This is a genomic window from Achromobacter sp. CSND-B12 (genome assembly GCF_052906545.1).
In genome coordinates this window covers 465,852-483,034 of the sequence record NZ_JBREGJ010000001.1, presented here as the reverse complement: position 1 = coordinate 483,034, position 17,183 = coordinate 465,852, and the positions used below count along the sequence as shown (strand labels likewise).

The window sequence follows — 17,183 nt, the reverse complement described above, 5'->3', positions numbered from 1 at the left end:
CGATGATCCGTTGGGTGTCGGACTGTACATATATACAGCGGCATTCTGGGGGACATAACGCAAAAAAGCAAGCGTTGATCGGGCATGGTTTTGTGACAGGCAATGAAAACGGGACCCGAAGGTCCCGTTTGGGGGTGACGCTGGCGCTGAGTCTTAGAGCACCGCGGCGATGCCCTTGGCCACCTGGTCGATGTTGCCGCTGTTGAGCGCGGCCACGCAGATGCGGCCGCTGGAGACGGCGTAGACGCCGTGCTCTTCGCGCAGGCGGTCGACCTGGGCCGAGGTCAGGCCCGAGTACGAGAACATGCCGCGCTGCTGCAGCACGAAGCTGAAGTCCTGCTTGCCGCCGTGTTCCTTGATCTTCTCGACCAGCTGCTTGCGCATCAGGCGGATGCGGTCGCGCATGGCGCCGAGTTCCTCTTCCCACATGGCGAACAGTTCGGGCGAGTTCAGCACCGTGGAGACGATCGTGCCGCCGTGGGTGGGCGGATTGGAGTAATTGGTGCGGATGACGCGCTTGAGCTGGCTCAGCACGCGGGTGGCTTCGTCCTTGCTGCCGGCCACGACCGTCAGGGCGCCGACGCGCTCGCCGTACAGCGAGAACGACTTCGAGAACGACGAGCTGATGAACATGGTCAGGTCGAGGTCGGCGAACAGGCGCACGACCGCGGCGTCTTCATGCAGGCCTTCGCCGAAGCCCTGGTAGGCGATGTCCAGGAACGGCACCAGCTTGTTTTCCTTGACGACCGCGGCGATCTGCTTCCATTGGTCGAAGGTGGGATCGACACCGGTGGGGTTGTGGCAGCAGGCGTGCAGCACGACCACGGTGTTGGCCGGCGCGGCCTTCAGGGCGGCCAGCATGCCGTCGAAGTTCAGGCCGCGGGTGGCCGCGTCGTAGTAGGCGTAGGTGCCGACTTCGAAACCGGCGCGCTCGAACAGCGCGCGGTGGTTTTCCCAGCTGGGGTCGCTGATCAGGACCTTCGAGGTCGGCAGCAGCTGGCGCAGGAAGTCGGCGCCGATCTTGAGCGCGCCGGTGCCGCCCAGGGCCTGGGTGGTCAGGACGCGGCCGGCGGCGGCCAGCGGGGAATCCTTGCCGATCAGCAGGGCTTGCGCGCCCTGGTTGTAGCCGGCGATGCCTTCGATCGGCAGGTAGCCGCGGGCGGCGGCGGCCTCGATGCGGGCGATTTCCGCCTTGCGCACGGCGCCCAGCAGGGGAATCCGGCCCTGGTCGTCGTAGTACACGCCCACGCCCAGATTGACTTTACCGGGGCGGGTGTCCGCGTTGTATTGTTCGTTCAGGCCAAGAATGGGGTCGCGCGGCGCGAGTTCGACGGAATCGAAAAGGGTGCTCATGGGACTCTGCTGAGGGTGAGTGGACGCAGTCGGAAGTGCTGTGGATAATGGGGGGTTTACCCTGGGAACAGTCTAGCATGCCTAAGAGCGCAATAGACCCGAGCGCGGCGGGTGCCGCAGCCGTTGGCGCGGTCACCGACGGGGCGACCGATGGGCCCTCTGGCGCTGCCGTGGCGGCCCCGGAGGCCGGCCCGGGGTATGTCGATTTCCCGGACAGCCCATTCCACCTGTATCAACCCTATCCGCCTGCCGGCGACCAGCCGGGCGCAATAGAGGGACTGATCCAGGGCGTGCAGGACGGCCTGATGTACCAGACCCTGCTGGGCGTGACCGGTTCGGGCAAGACCTACACCATGGCCAACGTCATCGCCCAGCTCGGGCGGCCGGCGCTGGTGCTGGCGCCCAACAAGACGCTGGCGGCGCAGCTGTACGCCGAAATGCGCGAGTTCTTTCCCAAGAACGCCGTGGAATACTTCGTTTCGTACTACGACTACTACCAGCCCGAGGCCTACGTGCCGACGCGCGACCTGTTCATCGAGAAGGATTCGTCCATCAATGAACACATCGAGCAGATGCGGCTGTCGGCCACCAAGAGCCTGCTGGAACGGCGCGACACCATCATCGTGGGCACCGTGTCGTGCATCTACGGTATCGGCAACCCCGGCGACTACCACGCGATGGTGCTGATCCTGCGCGCCGGCGACCAGATTTCGCGGCGCGAGATCCTGGCGCGACTGGTGGCCATGCAGTACACCCGCAACGATGCCGAGTTCACCCGCGGCGTGTTCCGGGTACGCGGCGAAACCATCGACATCTTCCCCGCGGAAAGCGCCGAGCTGGCGCTGCGCCTGACGCTGTTCGACGACGAAATCGAAAGCCTCGAACTGTTCGATCCGCTGACCGGCCGTATTCGCCAGAAGCTGCCGCGCTTCACCGTCTACCCGGGTTCGCACTACGTGACGCCGCGCGACACCGTGCTGCGCGCCATCGAGACCATCAAGGAAGAGCTGCGCGAGCGCACCAAGCGCTTCGTCGATGACGGCCACCTGGTGGAAGCCCAGCGTCTGGAGCAGCGCACCCGCTTCGACCTGGAAATGCTGCAGGAACTGGGGTTCTGCAAGGGCATCGAGAACTACTCGCGCCATCTGTCGGGCGCCGCGCCCGGCGAGCCGCCGCCCACGCTGATCGACTACCTGCCCGCCGACGCGCTGATGTTCATCGACGAAAGCCACGTCACCATCGGCCAGCTCAGCGCCATGTACCGCGGCGACCGCTCGCGCAAGGAAACCCTGGTGCAGTATGGTTTCCGGCTGCCCTCGGCGCTGGACAACCGCCCGCTCAAGCTGGAGGAGTTCGAGGCCCGCATGCGCCAGTGCGTGTTCGTGTCGGCCACGCCGGCGGCCTACGAAAAAGAGCATGCCGACAACGTGGTCGAGCAGGTGGTGCGTCCCACCGGCCTGGTCGACCCGATCGTCGAGGTGTTGCCGGCCCGCACGCAGGTCGACGACCTGCTGGGCCAGATCAAGGCGCGCACTAGCCAGGGCGAGCGGGTGCTGGTCACCACGCTGACCAAGCGCATGGCCGAGGACCTGACCGACTTCCTGACCGAGCACGGCGTGCGGGTGCGCTACCTGCACTCGGACATCGATACGGTCGAGCGGGTGGAGATCATCCGCGACCTGCGCCTGGGCACGTTCGACGTGCTGGTGGGCATCAACCTGCTGCGTGAAGGCCTGGACATCCCGGAAGTGTCGCTGGTGGCCATCCTGGATGCCGACAAGGAAGGTTTCCTGCGTTCCGAGCGCAGCCTGATCCAGACCATCGGCCGGGCCGCCCGCAACCTGAATGGCCACGCCATCCTGTATGCCGACCGCATCACGGATTCGATGCAGCGGGCCATGGAAGAGACCAGCCGGCGCCGTGCCAAGCAATTGCAATTCAATGCCGACCACGGCATTACCGCGCGCGGCGTGCAGAAGGCGGTGCGCGAGCTGATCGACGGCATCGTGGCCCCGGTGCAGCACGATGCGCTGGAAGCGGCGGTGCCGGCCGAATTGCTGAAGGACGAGAAGGCGCTGGCGCGCGAAATCAAGCGGCTTGAAAAGCTGATGATGGACCATGCCCGCAACCTGGAATTCGAGCAGGCCGCGGCCGCTCGCGATGCCCTGACGGCCTTGAAGCAGCGGGTGCTGCTGGACGGCGCGGTATGAGGGCAAAACTGTATCTTGATGTGTCTTTTCGCTGACGGGTTGCTGAAAGTGATGATGAGGCAAGTGTTGCAGAAGCGGGGCCCGGAATTTGCGTAACCGAAGCGGCTCGCGGCCCTGGGATGAAGTTAAATATAGCGTTTAACTATTTGATTTATAGGGTAAATTTTCGAGGATGCATCGCCGCGAAAGAGAGTCCCTGGGCGCAAAAAAAGCTTGCCTTATCTCGGGTTTTCCCGCACACTTACTCCCATGATGACCAAGGTACTTTTCGTTTGCATGGGCAATATCTGTCGCTCGCCGAGCGCAGAGGGCGTGTTTCGCCATTTGGTGAACGACGCGGGTTTGGGCGATGTGGTTCGCATCGACTCCGCGGGCACGCACGCGTTTCACATCGGCGAGGCGCCTGATGCCCGGGCGCAGGCCGCAGCGCGCAAGCGCGGCTACGAGATCACGCACTGCGAGGCCCGCCAGGTCACCGCGGAAGACTTCCGCGACTTCGACCTCATCCTCGCCATGGACTGGGACAATCTGTCCGCCATGCAGCAGCAGTGCCCCAAGGCCTATCAGCACAAGTTGATGCTGCTGATGCGCTTTGCCAACGAGTTCGAAGAAGCCACCGTGCCCGATCCCTACTATGGCGGCGCCGATGGTTTCGGCAAGGTGCTGGACTACCTCGAAGACGCCTGTCAGGGCGTGCTCGAACTGGTCCGCAAGCGCGCTACCCAATACCAGGCGGCCTGAGGTCTCCTGTGCGCCGGGGCGCCCTGTGGGGCTCCCGGTGAATTGGCAGTGAAAAGAACCGCGCGACAGCGCGGTTTTTTCTAGCCGGGAGCCATACCAAATTACTCGGGAATTTGCTATACTTGAGCCAATTACTCGGGTATTGACCGCCGGATTCGCCGGCGGCCATTGCCGAATCACAGGGAATTCACCATGCGGCTAACTACCAAAGGGCGTTTCGCCGTGACTGCCATGATCGATCTGGCTATGCGGCAGCATAGCGGTCCGGTCACTCTTGCGGCCATCAGCCAGCGTCAGAATATTTCGCTTTCCTACCTGGAACAGCTGTTCGGGAAACTGCGTCGCCACGAACTCGTGGACAGCGTGCGCGGCCCCGGCGGCGGTTACTCGCTCGCCCGCCTGGCGCGCAACGTGACCGTGGCCGACATCATCTTCGCCGTGGACGAGCCGCTGGACGCCACCAGCTGTGGCGGCAAGCGGGACTGTACGAGCGGCAACGACGGCAAGCCTGGCAAGTGCATGACGCATGAACTCTGGGCCACGCTCAATCGCAAGATGGTCGATTACCTGGATTCGGTGTCGCTGCAGGATCTGGTCGATCAGCAGCGCGTGCGCCAATTGCAGGAAGCCAACAATCAAGCCCAGGCGTGCGCGGTACGCGTGAATCGGGTGGGCGGCGCCAACACCGCCGCCAATGCCCCGACCACCACCGTCGCGGCCAATGCCACCGTATAAGCAGTAGGAGTTGTAGAAATGACCACCCGCCCGATCTATCTGGACTACTCGGCCACCACCCCCGTCGACCCGCGCGTCGTCGAGAAAATGGTGCCCTGGCTGTACGAGAACTTTGGCAATCCCGCTTCCCGCAGCCACTCGTTTGGCTGGGAGTCCGAGGACGCCGTCGAGCGTGCCCGCGAGGAAGTCGCCAAGCTGGTGAACGCCGATCCGCGCGAGATCGTCTGGACCTCCGGCGCCACCGAATCCGACAACCTGGCGATCAAGGGCGCCGCCAACTTCTACGCCGAACGCGGCAAGCACATCATCACCGTCAAGACCGAGCACAAGGCCGTGCTCGACACCTGTCGTGAACTCGAGCGCCAGGGGTTCGAAGTGACCTACCTGGACGTCAAGGACAACGGCCTGATCGACCTGGACGTCTTCAAGGCGGCGCTGCGTCCCGACACCGTGCTGGTGTCCGTGATGATGGTGAACAACGAAATCGGCGTCATCCAGGATATCGAAACCCTGGGCGAGATCTGCCGCGAGAAGGGCATCATCTTCCACGTCGACGCCGCGCAAGCCACCGGCAAGGTCGAGATCGACCTGCAGAAGCTGAAGGTCGACCTGATGTCGTTCTCGGCGCACAAGACCTACGGCCCCAAGGGCATCGGCGCGCTGTACGTGCGCCGCAAGCCGCGCGTGCGCATCGAGGCGCAGATGCACGGCGGCGGCCACGAACGTGGTTTCCGTTCGGGCACGCTGGCCACGCACCAGATCGTCGGCATGGGCGAAGCCTTCCGCCTGGCCCGCGAGGAAATGGGCACCGAGAACGAGCGCATCCGCATGCTGCGTGATCGCCTCTGGGCCGGCCTGTCGCAGATCGAAGAGGTCTACCTCAACGGCGACATGGACCAGCGCGTGCCGCACAACCTGAACGTCAGCTTCAATTATGTCGAAGGCGAGTCCCTGATCATGGCGATCAAGGAACTGGCCGTGTCCAGCGGTTCGGCCTGCACCTCGGCCAGCCTGGAACCTTCCTACGTGCTGCGCGCCCTGGGCCGCAACGACGAGCTGGCGCACAGCTCGATCCGCTTCACGCTGGGCCGTTTCACCACCGAGCAGGAAGTGGACTACACCATCGAACTGCTCAAGAGCCGTGTCGGCAAGCTGCGCGACATGTCGCCGCTGTGGGAAATGGCCAAGGAAGGCATCGATCTGAATACCGTGCAGTGGGCCGCGCACTGAGCGCCCGAGCCAAAGAATACGTGGAGAACTAACATGTCTTACAGCACCAAAGTCCTGGATCACTACGAAAACCCGCGCAACGTCGGTTCGTTCGACAAGTCGGACGACTCGGTGGGCACCGGCATGGTCGGCGCCCCTGCCTGTGGCGACGTCATGAAGCTGCAGATCAAGGTGAACGAAGCCGGCGTCATCGAAGACGCGCGCTTCAAGACCTACGGCTGTGGCTCGGCCATTGCCTCCAGCTCGCTCGTGACCGAGTGGGTCAAGGGCAAGACGCTGGACGAAGCCATGAACATCCGCAATACGCAGATCGCCGAAGAACTGGCCCTGCCGCCGGTGAAAGTGCACTGCTCGATCCTGGCCGAAGACGCGATCAAGGCCGCGGTGCAGAACTACAAGGAAAAGCATTCGGTTCCGGCCGAAGCTGTTGCGAGCTGAACATGTCCGTTACCCTGACCCAACAGGCCGCCACCCACATCGGCCGCTACTTGCAAAAGCGCGGCAAGGGGATCGGCTTGCGCCTCGGCGTTAGGACGACGGGTTGTTCCGGCATGGCCTACAAGCTGGAGTACGTGGACGACGCGGCGCCCGAGGACCAGGTGTTCGAGAGTTTCGGCGTGAAGGTGTTCGTCGATCCCAAGAGCCTGGCCTACCTGGACGGCACCGAGCTGGACTACGCCCGCGAAGGCCTGAACGAAGGTTTCAAGTTCCGCAACCCCAACGAAAAGGCGACCTGCGGCTGCGGCGAGTCGTTCACGGTGTAAGTCTTGGCTGGAGACGATCACTTCAGCCTGTTCGGCTTGCCGTCACGCTTCGACCTGGACGCCCAGGCGCTGGAATCGGCGTGGCGCACCGTCGCCGCGCAGGTGCATCCCGACCGCTATGCCACCGCCAGCCCCGCGGAACGCCGCGTGGCCATGCAGTGGGCGGCGCGCGCCAACGAGGCCTATCGCCAGTTGCGCGATCCGCTGTTGCGGGCGCGCTACCTGTGCGAACAGGCTGGCGTGGATCTGCAGACCGAGAGCAATACGTCGATGGACACGGCTTTCCTGATGCAGCAGATGACCTGGCGCGAAATGATGGACGACGCGCGCAATGACGCCGGCGTGCTGGCCGAGCTGCGGACCGAGCTGGAGGATGCCCGGCAGCAGATGCGCGCCGCGTTGACGCGCCTGCTGGACGAACAGCGCGACTACGCCGCGGCGGGTCTCAAGGTGCGGGAATGGATGTTCGTGGAGAAGCTGGCGCAGGAGCTGGCCCAGGCCCACCCCGATTCCTAGTCCCCCAGGATGGCCCGGCCGCGGGGCGCCCGGACTTCGCCGCCTACTGAGTAGAAAAAACAATCATGGCCTTATTGCAGATTTCCGAGCCCGGCGAATCGCCCGCGCCGCACCAGCGCAAGCTGGCGGTGGGGATCGACCTGGGCACCACCAATTCCCTGGTTGCCGCCGTGCGCAGCAGCGTCGCCGAGGTCCTGCCTGATGCGCAGGGCCACGTGCTGCTGCCGTCGGCGGTGCGCTATTTCCCCGGCGGCAAGGTCACCACGGGGCGTGAACCGCTGGCGCAGCAAGCCGAGGACCCGCTGAATACAGTGGTGTCGGTCAAGCGTTTCATGGGCCGTTCGCTGGAAGAGGCGCGCGCCACGCGCGCCCCTTACGAATTCGTGGATGCGCCCGGCATGGTGCGCATCCGCACCGCGCAGGGCGACCTGAGCCCGGTGGAAGTGTCGGCGCAGATCCTGGCGGTGCTGCGCCAGCGCGCCGAGGACGTGCTGGGCGATGACCTGGTGGGCGCCGTCATCACGGTGCCGGCCTATTTCGATGACGCCCAGCGCCAGGCGACCCGCGACGCGGCGCGCCTGGCCGGCCTGAACGTGCTGCGCCTCTTGAACGAGCCGACCGCCGCGGCGATCGCCTACGGCCTGGATAACGCCGCCGAAGGCGTGTATGCCGTCTATGACCTCGGTGGCGGCACGTTCGATATCTCCATCCTGCGATTGACGCAGGGCGTGTTCGAAGTGATCTCGACCGGCGGCGATACCGCGCTGGGCGGCGATGATTTCGATTCGCTCATCGTCGACCACGTGGTGGCGGCCGCGGGCGCCAAAGCACTGACGCACGCCGACCGGCGCGGCCTGCTGATGGCGGCGCGCGCGGCGCGCGAGGCGCTGTCGGACGCGCAGGAGGCCAATCTGAATCTGACGCTGGCCAATGGCCAGGTGATCGATCACACGCTGACCCGCGCGCAGTTCGAGGCGCTGGCCCAGCCTCTGGTGCAGCGCACGCTGGACAGCGCGCGCCAGGCGCTGCGCGACGCCGCGCTCAAGCCGGCCGACGTGCGCGGCGTGGTGATGGTGGGCGGCGCCACGCGCATGCCGGTGGTGCGCGCCGCGGTGGGCCAGATGTTCGGCACCGAGCCGCTGACCGATCTGGACCCGGACCAGGTGGTGGCGCTGGGCGCCGCGCTGCAGGCCAATCTGCTGGCCGGCAACCGCGCGCCGGGCGAGGACTGGCTGCTGCTGGATGTGACGCCGCTGTCGCTCGGCCTGGAAACCATGGGCGGGCTGGTCGAGCGCGTGATCCCGCGCAACAGCACCATTCCGGTGGCGCGGGCGCAGGAATTCACCACCTTCAAGGATGGCCAGACGGCCATGAGCATCCACGTGCTGCAGGGCGAGCGCGACCTGGTGTCGGATTGCCGTTCGCTGGCGCGTTTCGAGCTGCGCGGCATTCCGCCGATGGTGGCGGGCGCCGCGCGGATCCGCGTGACGTTCCAGGTGGATGCCGACGGACTGCTGAGCGTGACCGCGCGCGAGCAGAGCACGGGCGTGGAAGCGGCGGTGTCGGTCAAGCCGTCGTACGGCCTGAGCGACGACGAAGTCGCGCGTATGTTGGCCGACAGCGTGGCGCAGGCCGACAACGACGCCCGCGCCCGCATGCTGCGCGAGCAGCAGGTGGAGGCGCGCCAACTGGTCGAGTCGGTGCAGGCCGCGCTGGCTGTCGACGGCGACCTGCTGAATGCCGAGGAACGCCAACGGGTCGATGAATGCCTGCAGGCGGCCAGCCGCGCCCAGGAGGCGCAGGACGTGGACGCGGTGAAGGCCGCGGTCGAGGCTTTGTCGGCCGCGACCGACGAATTCGCCGCGCGCCGCATGGACCGCAGCATCCGCGCCGCGCTGGCCGGCCGCAAACTTGACGAGATCGCCTGATAACACGCTATGCCGAAACTGACCGTACTGCCTCATCCCGACTACTGCCCCGAGGGCGCCGTGATCGAAGACGCGCCCAAGGGCGTGTCGATCTGCCGCGTCCTGCTGGACAACCATATCGACATCGAGCATGCCTGCGAACTGTCGTGCGCGTGTACGACCTGTCACGTGGTGGTCAAGCAGGGTTATGCTTCGCTGGAAGACGCGACCGATGACGAAGAGGATCTGCTGGACAAGGCCTGGGGCCTGACGCCGACCTCGCGCCTGTCTTGCCAGGCGCGGGTCGAGGATGCCGATCTGACGATCGAGATCCCCAAGTACACCATCAACCACGCGAAAGAGGGCCATTGATGAAGTGGACCGATACTTACCAGATCGCCGAGGCGCTGGCGGACGCCCACCCGGACGTCGATCCCAAGACGCTGCGCTTCACTCAGCTGCGCGAATGGGTGCTGGCCTTGCCCGGCTTCAGTGACGACCCGGAACGCAGCGGCGAAAAGATCCTGGAGGCCATCCAGATGGCCTGGATCGACGAGGCCGACTGAACCTTCAGCGAAACGCTCCTTCGGGAGCGTTTTTGCATTGGGGGCGCGGGCGCGGGGTATCATCAAGACTCTTTTCGTTGTCCTTGCCATCCGAGTCTACCGATGCCCGCTGCCCAATTGCGCTTTGGCCTGGCCGCCAACCGACTGCACCACGAAACGCCCGATGCCGCCTTGTTCACCTGGCTGCGGGCCTGCTCATCCACCATCCGCGAACTGGGCGTGCAGTTGCATACCGTGGGCCGCACGCACGACGCGATCGTGCGCGAGGGCATGCTGCAGGGCTATCCCGGCCTGATCCGTTATCCGTATGGCCGCGAGGGCGGGTTGATGAAGCTGGTGGCGCGCGTCACCGAAGGACGCGACGGGCAGGCGCCGTTCGACGGCGCGATCTACCTGATCGATCCGGTGGACCCGTCGTCGATCTTCCCCGAGGCGCTGGCGCTCAAGCGCCAGTGCATCACGCATGGCCGTCCGTTCATCTCGACGCTGGCGGGCGCCATCGAATGGATGGAGGTGGAGCGGGTGCACGCCGGGCTGGCGCCGGATGCGGCGGCATCGCGCCTGTTCAACTACGCTGGCCAGACGCTGGCGTTGATCGCGCACGATGCGCTCAAGGACGAGATGGTGGCGTTTGCGGCCGAACATTTCGACGTGCTGTCGCAGTTCGCGCGGCGCGTGGCCACCGGCACCACCGGCGGCCGCCTGAACGAGCTGGCGTGGTCGCGCGGCTGGCCCAAGGATACGCCGTGGGTGCATCGCTACCTGAGCGGGCCGCTGGGCGGCGACGCGCAGATCGCGGAACTGGTGCTGGAGCACCAGTGCCAGCGCGTCATCTTCTTCGAGGATCCGCACGTGGCGCGCCAGCATGAAGCGGATATCCAGCTGCTGGAGCGCGCCGTGCGGGTCGTGACGGAGTCCGCGACCTGCGCGACCTCGCCGTCGGTGGCGCGGCGCTGGGCCAAGGCGGTGGAACTGCGCGCCGGCCGGGGTTGAATCGGCGGGGAGCCGAGCGGGGGCAGGGGGCAAGGCCTGAGCCGACGAGGGCCGGCGGGGCCTCGATGAGGGTTTTCTTTTTTGGGGCCGGGTGGCTTGTCGCGCGCAAGCCACGCCGGCCCTGTTGCAAACAGGGGAAGACTTTCCTTTTGTAGGGAAAAGGAACCATTTCAATAACGAGAAACATTAACATCTGGCTCTCGAAAATCCATCAAGGGGAGCCACGTCGATGTTTGATCCTGTCATGTCCCGCCGCGCCAGCCTGGCGGCGGCGTTGAGCCTGCTGCCGGCCGCGCTGGTCGCGCAGTCGGCGCCCACCGAGCCGACGACCTTGCCGTCCGTCAGGGTGGAGGCCGGCGCGGAGGAGACGGCGACCGGCCCGGTGCTGGGCTATGCCGCCACCCGGTCGGCCACGGCCACCAAGACGGATACGCCGCTGAACGAAACGGCGCAATCGATCACCGTGGTGCCGCGCGACCAGATCGTGGACCAGGGCGCCACCAGCCTGCAGGAGGCACTGGGTTATGCGGCGGGCGTGCGGTCCGACGCCTACGGCCTGGATTCGCGCAGCGACAGCGTGCGCGTGCGCGGGACCGATGTGGACGTCTACCTGGACGGCATGCGCCAGGCGTTCGACTACTACACCAGCACGACCCGTCCCGATCCATACATGCTGGAGCGCATCGAGGTGCTGCGCGGGCCGGCGGCCATGACTTACGGCCAGGGCAGCACGGGCGGCCTCATCAACATGGTGAGCAAGCGTCCGTTGGCCGAGGCGCAGCGCGAAGTGGGCGTGCAGCTGGGCAACCACGGGCGCAAGCAGGCGCAGATGGACCTGACGGGGCCCATAACCGAAGATGGCCAGTGGCTGTACCGCCTGGTGGCGCTGCAGCGCGACGCCGATACCCAGGTGCACCATGTGCCGGACGACCGCACGTTGGTGGCGCCGTCGCTGACGTGGCGGCCGAGCGCGGCGACGACACTGACCTTGCAGGCGCTGTACCAGAAGGACAAGTCGGGCTCGACCGCGCAGTTCATGCCGTGGTCGGGGATGCGCACGCCCAATCCGAACGGCATGATTCCGACCTATCGCTTCATCGGCGAGCCGGATCACGATCGCTACGATTCCGAGCGCCGCAGCTTCGGCTGGTTGTTCGAGCACAAGTTCAACGACAAATGGGCGTTCAGCCAGGGCTTTCGCCACGCGAACAACAAGGTGACGTATTTCACGCACTATGCGGATTCGTTCAGCGTCCCGGGCGGCTGGGCCGCGGATCCGATCAACCAGCGCATCATCGGCCGCTACGCCGACGACACCATCACCAAGGTCCGCATGGATACGCTGGACCAGCACCTGACGGGCGAGGTCGGCACCGGCATGGTGACGCACAAGCTGCTGCTGGGCCTGGACTGGTCGCGCTATCGCCGCGACCGCGAGAGCGGCAGCGGCATGGACACGATCGATGCCTACTCGCCCGTATACGGCAATGGCTACATTCCCGAGCTTACCGGCGAGCCGCAGTTCAACCAGCGCCAGACCGGCATCTATCTGCAGGACCAGATGAAGATCGGCCAGAACTGGATCGTGACGGCGGGCGTGCGCCACGACCGCGCCCGCAGCCAGCTCGAGGGCGGCGACGCGGACAAGGCCCAGGCCACCACCAAGCGTTTCGGGTTGATGTACGCGGCCAGCAACGGCTGGTCGCCCTACATCAGCTACAGCGAATCGTTCACGCCGGTGGCCAGCACCACGCGCAAGACGCCCGATGGCGCGGTGCCCGAGCTATACAAGCCGCTGCGTGGCAAGCAATGGGAAGCGGGCGTGAAATACCAGTCGCAGGATGGCAGCCACCTGGCCACGGCGTCGGTGTATGACCTGCGGGAGAAGAACCGCCTGGTGCCGGATCCGACGGCGGCGCTGAACAACGTGCAGACGGGCAAGACGCGCACCCGCGGCCTGGAGCTGGAATGGCGCGGCCAGTTGACGTCGTCGTTCGACGTGATCGCGCACTACAACTACATCGACCTCGATCCGCAGCTGGAAGGCATTCCGCGCCACCAGGCCGCGGCGTGGGGCCGGTACCGCTTCGCGCTCGACAACCTGGACGGGCGCTTCACGGTGGGCGCGGGCACGCGCTGGATGTCCTCGTTCCGCGATGGCGATGGGCCCAAGCTGTCGCCGGTGTGGCTGGTCGACGCCATGATGGCGTATGAAACCAGCCACTGGCGCTATGCCTTGAACGTCAACAACCTGACGGACAAGACCTACCTGGCCACCTGCCTGTCGCGCGGCGATTGCTGGTACGGAGCGCGCCGCAGCGCGATTGCCAGCGTCACCTACAAGTTCTGACGCGGGCGCCGCGCTTTACCGGCCCTGGAAGCGCGGCGCGCGTTTTTCGCGGAAGGCGCGCACGCCTTCGGTGAAATCCTCGCGCCGCGCGGTTTCCAGGAAGCAGGCGGTTTCTTCGGCCAGCTGCGTTTCCAGCGTGGCATGGGCGGCGTTGCGCAGCAGGTGCTTGGCGCCAGCGATACCGTGCGGCGCGTGGCTGGCCAGCTGTTGCGCGTAGGCCTGCGCTTGCGGCGCGAGCTGGCCGGCGTCGGCGATGCGGTTGACGAGTCCCCAGGCGTGCGCATCGGCGGCGCTGAAGGCGTCGGGGCGCAGCAGCAGGTCGAGCGCGCGGCGCGGGCCGAGCAGGCGGTTCAGGCCATGCGTCATGCCGGCGTCCGGCGTGGCGCCGAGTTTCAGGTAGGCCGTCATGAAGCGCGTGTCGGCCTCGGCGATGGCGAGGTCGCAGGCCAGCGCCAGCGACAGGCCGGCGCCGGCCGCGACGCCGTGTATCTGCGCCAGCCACAGCTTGTCCATGCGCGCGACGTGCGCGACGAAATCGTTGAGCGGCGTGAACAGGGCGAGCAGTTTCGCGCGCACCGCGTTGACGTCGCCTTCGAACAGCGTGATGTCGCCGCCGGCGCAGAAGGCTTTGCCCGCTCCGCGCAGCAGCACGACGCGGATGTCGGCGCGCGTATCGAGCCATTGGGCGGCACGTTGCAGGTCGAGCGCCATGGCGACGTCGATGGCGTTGAGCGTGGCGGGCTGGTTCAGTGTCAGCGTGGCGATGCCGTCGCCGGTTTCCAGCAGCAGGGTTGGAAAGACCGGAAGGGGTGGGTTCATGGCTTGTCTCCGTTATCGGGTAAATACCAACTTTCGATCCAAAAACCACGATGCTATGGTCGGAACCAAGCGCTTGCTCGGTTGCCGTCCGCCACACAAGCGTAACGCATAGAACGATTTTCCGGCGCTGTACAGCGTAGGTAAAGACAGGTTCGCCGCATCGCCTGCCTCGGGGCTCCGCTGATTCACCGCCAATAGAAAAACAGCTTCGCGACCAAGGCGAGGAGACAAAGGTGGATCAATCCGACAGCCCTCCCTTGCTGGAGGTGGATGGGGTCACGTTGGCGTTCGGCGGGGTCAAGGCGCTCACGGGCGTGGGCTTTCGTGTCGCGCCCGGATCCATCACCACGGTCATCGGCCCCAATGGCGCGGGCAAGACCTCGCTGTTCAACACCATCTCGGGTTTCTACCGGCCGGCCGCGGGCACCATCCGCTTCCTGGGCCGCGACATCACGCGCGTGGCGGCGCCCGAGCGCGCCCGCCTGGGGCTGGCGCGCAGCTTCCAGAACATCGCGCTGTTCCGCGGCATGACGGTGCTGGACAACATCAAGCTGGGGCGCCACGCCCACCTGCGCACCAATGTGCTCGATGCGCTGCTGTACCTGGGCCGGGCGCGGCGCGAAGAGATGGCGCTGCGCGCCGATATCGAAGAACGCATCATCGACTTCCTGGAGATCGACCACATCCGCCATGCGCCGGTGGCGGCGCTGTCGTACGGGCTGCGCAAGCGGGTGGAGCTGGCGCGGGCGCTGGCGATGCAGCCCAAGGTGCTGATGCTGGACGAGCCGGTGGCGGGCATGAACCGCGAGGAGACCGACGACATGGCGCGCTTCATCCTCGATGCGCGCGCCGAGTGGGGCGTGACGGTGCTGATGGTGGAGCACGACATGGGCATGGTGATGGACCTGTCGGACCATGTGGTGGTGCTGAACTTTGGCCAGGTGATCGCCGATGGCACGCCAGCGGCGGTGCAGGCCGATCCCGAGGTCATCAAGGCCTATCTGGGCGCGGGTGACGTCGGCGACCTGCGCCGGCGGCTGCGCGAGGCGGCCTGATGGACGGCCTATTCTTCCTGGAGGTGACGCTGGCCGGGCTGGGCAGCGGCGGCCTGTACGCGCTGGCGGCGCTGGCGTTCGTGATCGTCTACAAGGCGACGCGCGTGGTGAACATCGCCATCGGCGAATTCCTGATGATGGGAGCCTACGTGTTCTATGCGTTTGCCGCTGGCATGGCCTGGCCGGTGTGGGCGGCGATCGCCGGGGCGGTGGCGTTGTCTGCCGTGCTGGGCGCGCTGGTGGAGCGGGTGACGATCCGGCCGATGCTGGGCGAGTCGCCGATCTCGGTGTTCATGATCACCGTGGGACTGGCGTCGATCCTGGTGGGCGTGGTGGAACTGATCTGGACCGCGGACCAGCGCCGCCTGCCGGAGTTCATGCCGCGCGCGCCGGTGATGGTGGGCGAGGCGTTTGTCGCGCCCAAGGTGTTCTATGGCTTCTGGGTGGCGCTGGCGCTGGTGTTGCTGGTGCTGGCGGTGTTCCGCTACTGGCGCGGCGGGGTGGCCCTGCGCGCCACCGCCTCGGACCAGGGAGCGGCCTACGCGATGGGCATCAACGTGCCGCGGGTGTTCTCGCTGTCGTGGGCGGCGGCGGGCGCGATCGCGGCGGTATCGGGGGTGATCGTGGGGGCGATCGGGGGGATCTCATCATCGATGGGCGTGTTCGGCCTGTCGGTGCTGGTGGTGGTGATCGTGGGCGGGCTGGACAGCGTGGCGGGGGCCCTGGTGGGAGGCATTTTCATCGGGCTGCTGGAGGCCTGGGCCGGCGCCTACCTGGGCGGCGAATACAAACTGCTGGCGACCTTCGTGGTGCTGGTGGCGGTGCTGATGATGCGGCCCTATGGGCTGTTCGGCACGCGCGAAATCGAGAGGCTGTAGCCATGCGCATCGCGACCGCGAAAGAGACCTACCGGGCCGACGAGGCGCTGTTCGATACGGCAACCCAGCGGCTGTGGCTGGCGCTGCTGGCGGCGTCGCTGGCGCTGTTCCCGTTCGTGGCCGATGCCTACTGGCTGTACCTGGCGTGCCTGGTGGCGATCAACGTGGCCAGCGCCACGGGGCTGAACATCCTGACGGGATACACCGGGCTGGTGAGCCTGGGGCAGGCGGCGTTCATGGGGCTGGGCGCGTACACGGTGGCGGTGATGGAGCTGCGGCTGGGCACGCCGGTGCTGCTGAACCTGCTGGGGGCCGGCGTGGTGGCGATGCTGGGCGGGCTGCTGGTGGGCATTCCTTCACTGCGGGTCAAGGGGCTGTACCTGGCGATCTCGACCATCGCGGCTTCGTTCATCGCGCACTTCGTGTTCGCGAATTGGGCCTTCACTGGTGGCACGGGCGGGTTGCAGGTGCCGCCGGCGCGGCTGCTGGGGATCGATCTGGACACGTCGTTCAAGATCTATTGGCTGATCGTGCCGTTGACGGCGCTGATGGTGCTGGGCGCGGCCAACCTGTTCCGCACGCGCATCGGCCGCGCCTTCATCGCGATACGCGACCGCGACATTTCCGCCGAGGTGCTGGGCATCCACCTGCTGCGCTACAAGCTGCTGTCGTTCGGGCTGTCGTCGTTCTACGCGGGCGTGGCGGGCGGGTTGTGGGCGTATTTCTTCCGCGTGGTCACGCCGGAGAGTTTCCCGCTGATCATGTCGATCTTCTTCCTGGCCGCGATCATCGTGGGCGGCATGGGGTCGATCCTGGGTTCCATCCTGGGCGCCGTGTTCATGACCATGGTGCCCGAACTGCTCAAGCTGGTGGTGGGCTGGCTGCCGGTGGGGGGCGATGCCCTGCGGCTGATATCGCCGGTGCGCACGATTGTGTTCGGCCTGCTGATCGTGGGCTTTCTGATCTTCGAGCCGCACGGGCTCGCGGAAATCTGGCGCCGCGTGCGCCGCTACTTCCATCTGTGGCCATTCCGCACCTAGACGGCGGCCGCGTATTCCCAAGAGAA

The 17,183-nt window shown here is 66.1% G+C and carries 17 protein-coding genes; 15 read left to right on the top strand and 2 right to left on the bottom strand.

Annotation, left to right across the window (positions count from 1 at the left end; genetic code table 11):
- Positions 1–153: 153 nt before the first annotated feature.
- Positions 154–1,353: an amino acid aminotransferase gene (locus ACUTAG_RS02140; protein WP_026384515.1), complete on the bottom strand. Its 1,200-nt coding sequence runs from the start codon at positions 1,351–1,353 to the stop codon at positions 154–156.
- A 170-nt stretch (positions 1,354–1,523) separates the two neighbouring features.
- On the opposite strand from ACUTAG_RS02140, the gene uvrB reads away from it, so the two are divergent.
- The 12 genes from uvrB (at position 1,524) to ACUTAG_RS02080 (ending at position 13,365) form a co-directional block, all read left to right on the top strand.
- A complete protein-coding gene (gene uvrB, locus ACUTAG_RS02135; RefSeq protein WP_006386177.1) occupies positions 1,524–3,563 on the top strand; it encodes an excinuclease ABC subunit UvrB in 2,040 nt (679 codons plus the stop codon).
- Between the two features lie 249 nt (positions 3,564–3,812).
- On the top strand, positions 3,813–4,304 hold the full coding sequence (locus tag ACUTAG_RS02130) for a low molecular weight protein-tyrosine-phosphatase (protein WP_006386176.1): 492 nt from the start codon (positions 3,813–3,815) through the stop codon (positions 4,302–4,304).
- Between the two features lie 192 nt (positions 4,305–4,496).
- Positions 4,497–5,039 (top strand): Fe-S cluster assembly transcriptional regulator IscR, encoded by a 543-nt coding sequence (gene iscR / locus ACUTAG_RS02125; protein ID WP_006386175.1) that lies wholly within the window; start codon positions 4,497–4,499, stop codon positions 5,037–5,039.
- 18 nt (positions 5,040–5,057) lie between these two features.
- On the top strand, positions 5,058–6,269 hold the full coding sequence (locus ACUTAG_RS02120) for an IscS subfamily cysteine desulfurase (protein ID WP_006386174.1): 1,212 nt from the start codon (positions 5,058–5,060) through the stop codon (positions 6,267–6,269).
- A gap of 33 nt (positions 6,270–6,302) precedes the next feature.
- Positions 6,303–6,707, top strand: coding sequence for a Fe-S cluster assembly scaffold IscU (gene iscU / locus ACUTAG_RS02115; RefSeq protein WP_006386173.1), 405 nt, complete (start codon positions 6,303–6,305; stop codon positions 6,705–6,707).
- 2 nt (positions 6,708–6,709) lie between these two features.
- Positions 6,710–7,033 carry an iron-sulfur cluster assembly protein IscA gene (gene iscA, locus ACUTAG_RS02110; RefSeq protein WP_006386172.1) on the top strand — a complete coding sequence of 108 codons (324 nt, stop codon included), beginning with the start codon at positions 6,710–6,712 and terminating at the stop codon, positions 7,031–7,033.
- A gap of 3 nt (positions 7,034–7,036) precedes the next feature.
- Positions 7,037–7,549 carry a Fe-S protein assembly co-chaperone HscB gene (hscB, locus tag ACUTAG_RS02105; RefSeq protein ID WP_006386171.1) on the top strand — a complete coding sequence of 171 codons (513 nt, stop codon included), beginning with the start codon at positions 7,037–7,039 and terminating at the stop codon, positions 7,547–7,549.
- Positions 7,550–7,614: 65 nt separating this feature from the next.
- Entirely contained in the window at positions 7,615–9,477 is a 1,863-nt protein-coding gene (gene hscA / locus ACUTAG_RS02100; protein ID WP_172999572.1) for a Fe-S protein assembly chaperone HscA, read from the top strand.
- Positions 9,478–9,486: 9 nt separating this feature from the next.
- The gene (gene fdx / locus ACUTAG_RS02095; protein ID WP_006386167.1) at positions 9,487–9,828 is read left to right on the top strand and encodes an ISC system 2Fe-2S type ferredoxin; all 342 of its coding nucleotides are present in this window, start codon (positions 9,487–9,489) and stop codon (positions 9,826–9,828) included.
- A complete protein-coding gene (gene iscX / locus ACUTAG_RS02090; RefSeq protein ID WP_006386165.1) occupies positions 9,828–10,022 on the top strand; it encodes a Fe-S cluster assembly protein IscX in 195 nt (64 codons plus the stop codon). Before fdx ends, iscX begins: the two co-directional genes overlap by 1 nt.
- 102 nt (positions 10,023–10,124) lie before the next feature.
- A complete protein-coding gene (locus ACUTAG_RS02085) occupies positions 10,125–11,015 on the top strand; it encodes a methylglyoxal synthase (RefSeq protein ID WP_006386163.1) in 891 nt (296 codons plus the stop codon).
- 229 nt (positions 11,016–11,244) lie between these two features.
- The gene (locus ACUTAG_RS02080) at positions 11,245–13,365 is read left to right on the top strand and encodes a TonB-dependent siderophore receptor (RefSeq protein WP_020928320.1); all 2,121 of its coding nucleotides are present in this window, start codon (positions 11,245–11,247) and stop codon (positions 13,363–13,365) included.
- A 15-nt stretch (positions 13,366–13,380) separates the two neighbouring features.
- On the opposite strand, the gene ACUTAG_RS02075 is transcribed toward ACUTAG_RS02080, so the two are convergent.
- The gene (locus ACUTAG_RS02075) at positions 13,381–14,184 is read right to left on the bottom strand and encodes an enoyl-CoA hydratase/isomerase family protein (RefSeq protein WP_006386159.1); all 804 of its coding nucleotides are present in this window, start codon (positions 14,182–14,184) and stop codon (positions 13,381–13,383) included.
- 257 nt (positions 14,185–14,441) lie between these two features.
- On the opposite strand from ACUTAG_RS02075, the gene ACUTAG_RS02070 reads away from it, so the two are divergent.
- Genes ACUTAG_RS02070 through ACUTAG_RS02060 form a run of 3 tightly spaced genes read left to right on the top strand, consistent with a single transcriptional unit; the run spans position 14,442 to position 17,157 of the window.
- On the top strand, positions 14,442–15,239 hold the full coding sequence (locus ACUTAG_RS02070; protein ID WP_169538040.1) for an ABC transporter ATP-binding protein: 798 nt from the start codon (positions 14,442–14,444) through the stop codon (positions 15,237–15,239).
- Entirely contained in the window at positions 15,239–16,117 is an 879-nt protein-coding gene (locus tag ACUTAG_RS02065) for a branched-chain amino acid ABC transporter permease (RefSeq protein ID WP_006386157.1), read from the top strand. The genes ACUTAG_RS02070 and ACUTAG_RS02065 overlap by 1 nt, the downstream gene beginning before the upstream one ends.
- Before the next feature lie 2 nt (positions 16,118–16,119).
- On the top strand, positions 16,120–17,157 hold the full coding sequence (locus tag ACUTAG_RS02060; protein WP_006386156.1) for a branched-chain amino acid ABC transporter permease: 1,038 nt from the start codon (positions 16,120–16,122) through the stop codon (positions 17,155–17,157).
- Positions 17,158–17,183: the final 26 nt, after the last annotated feature.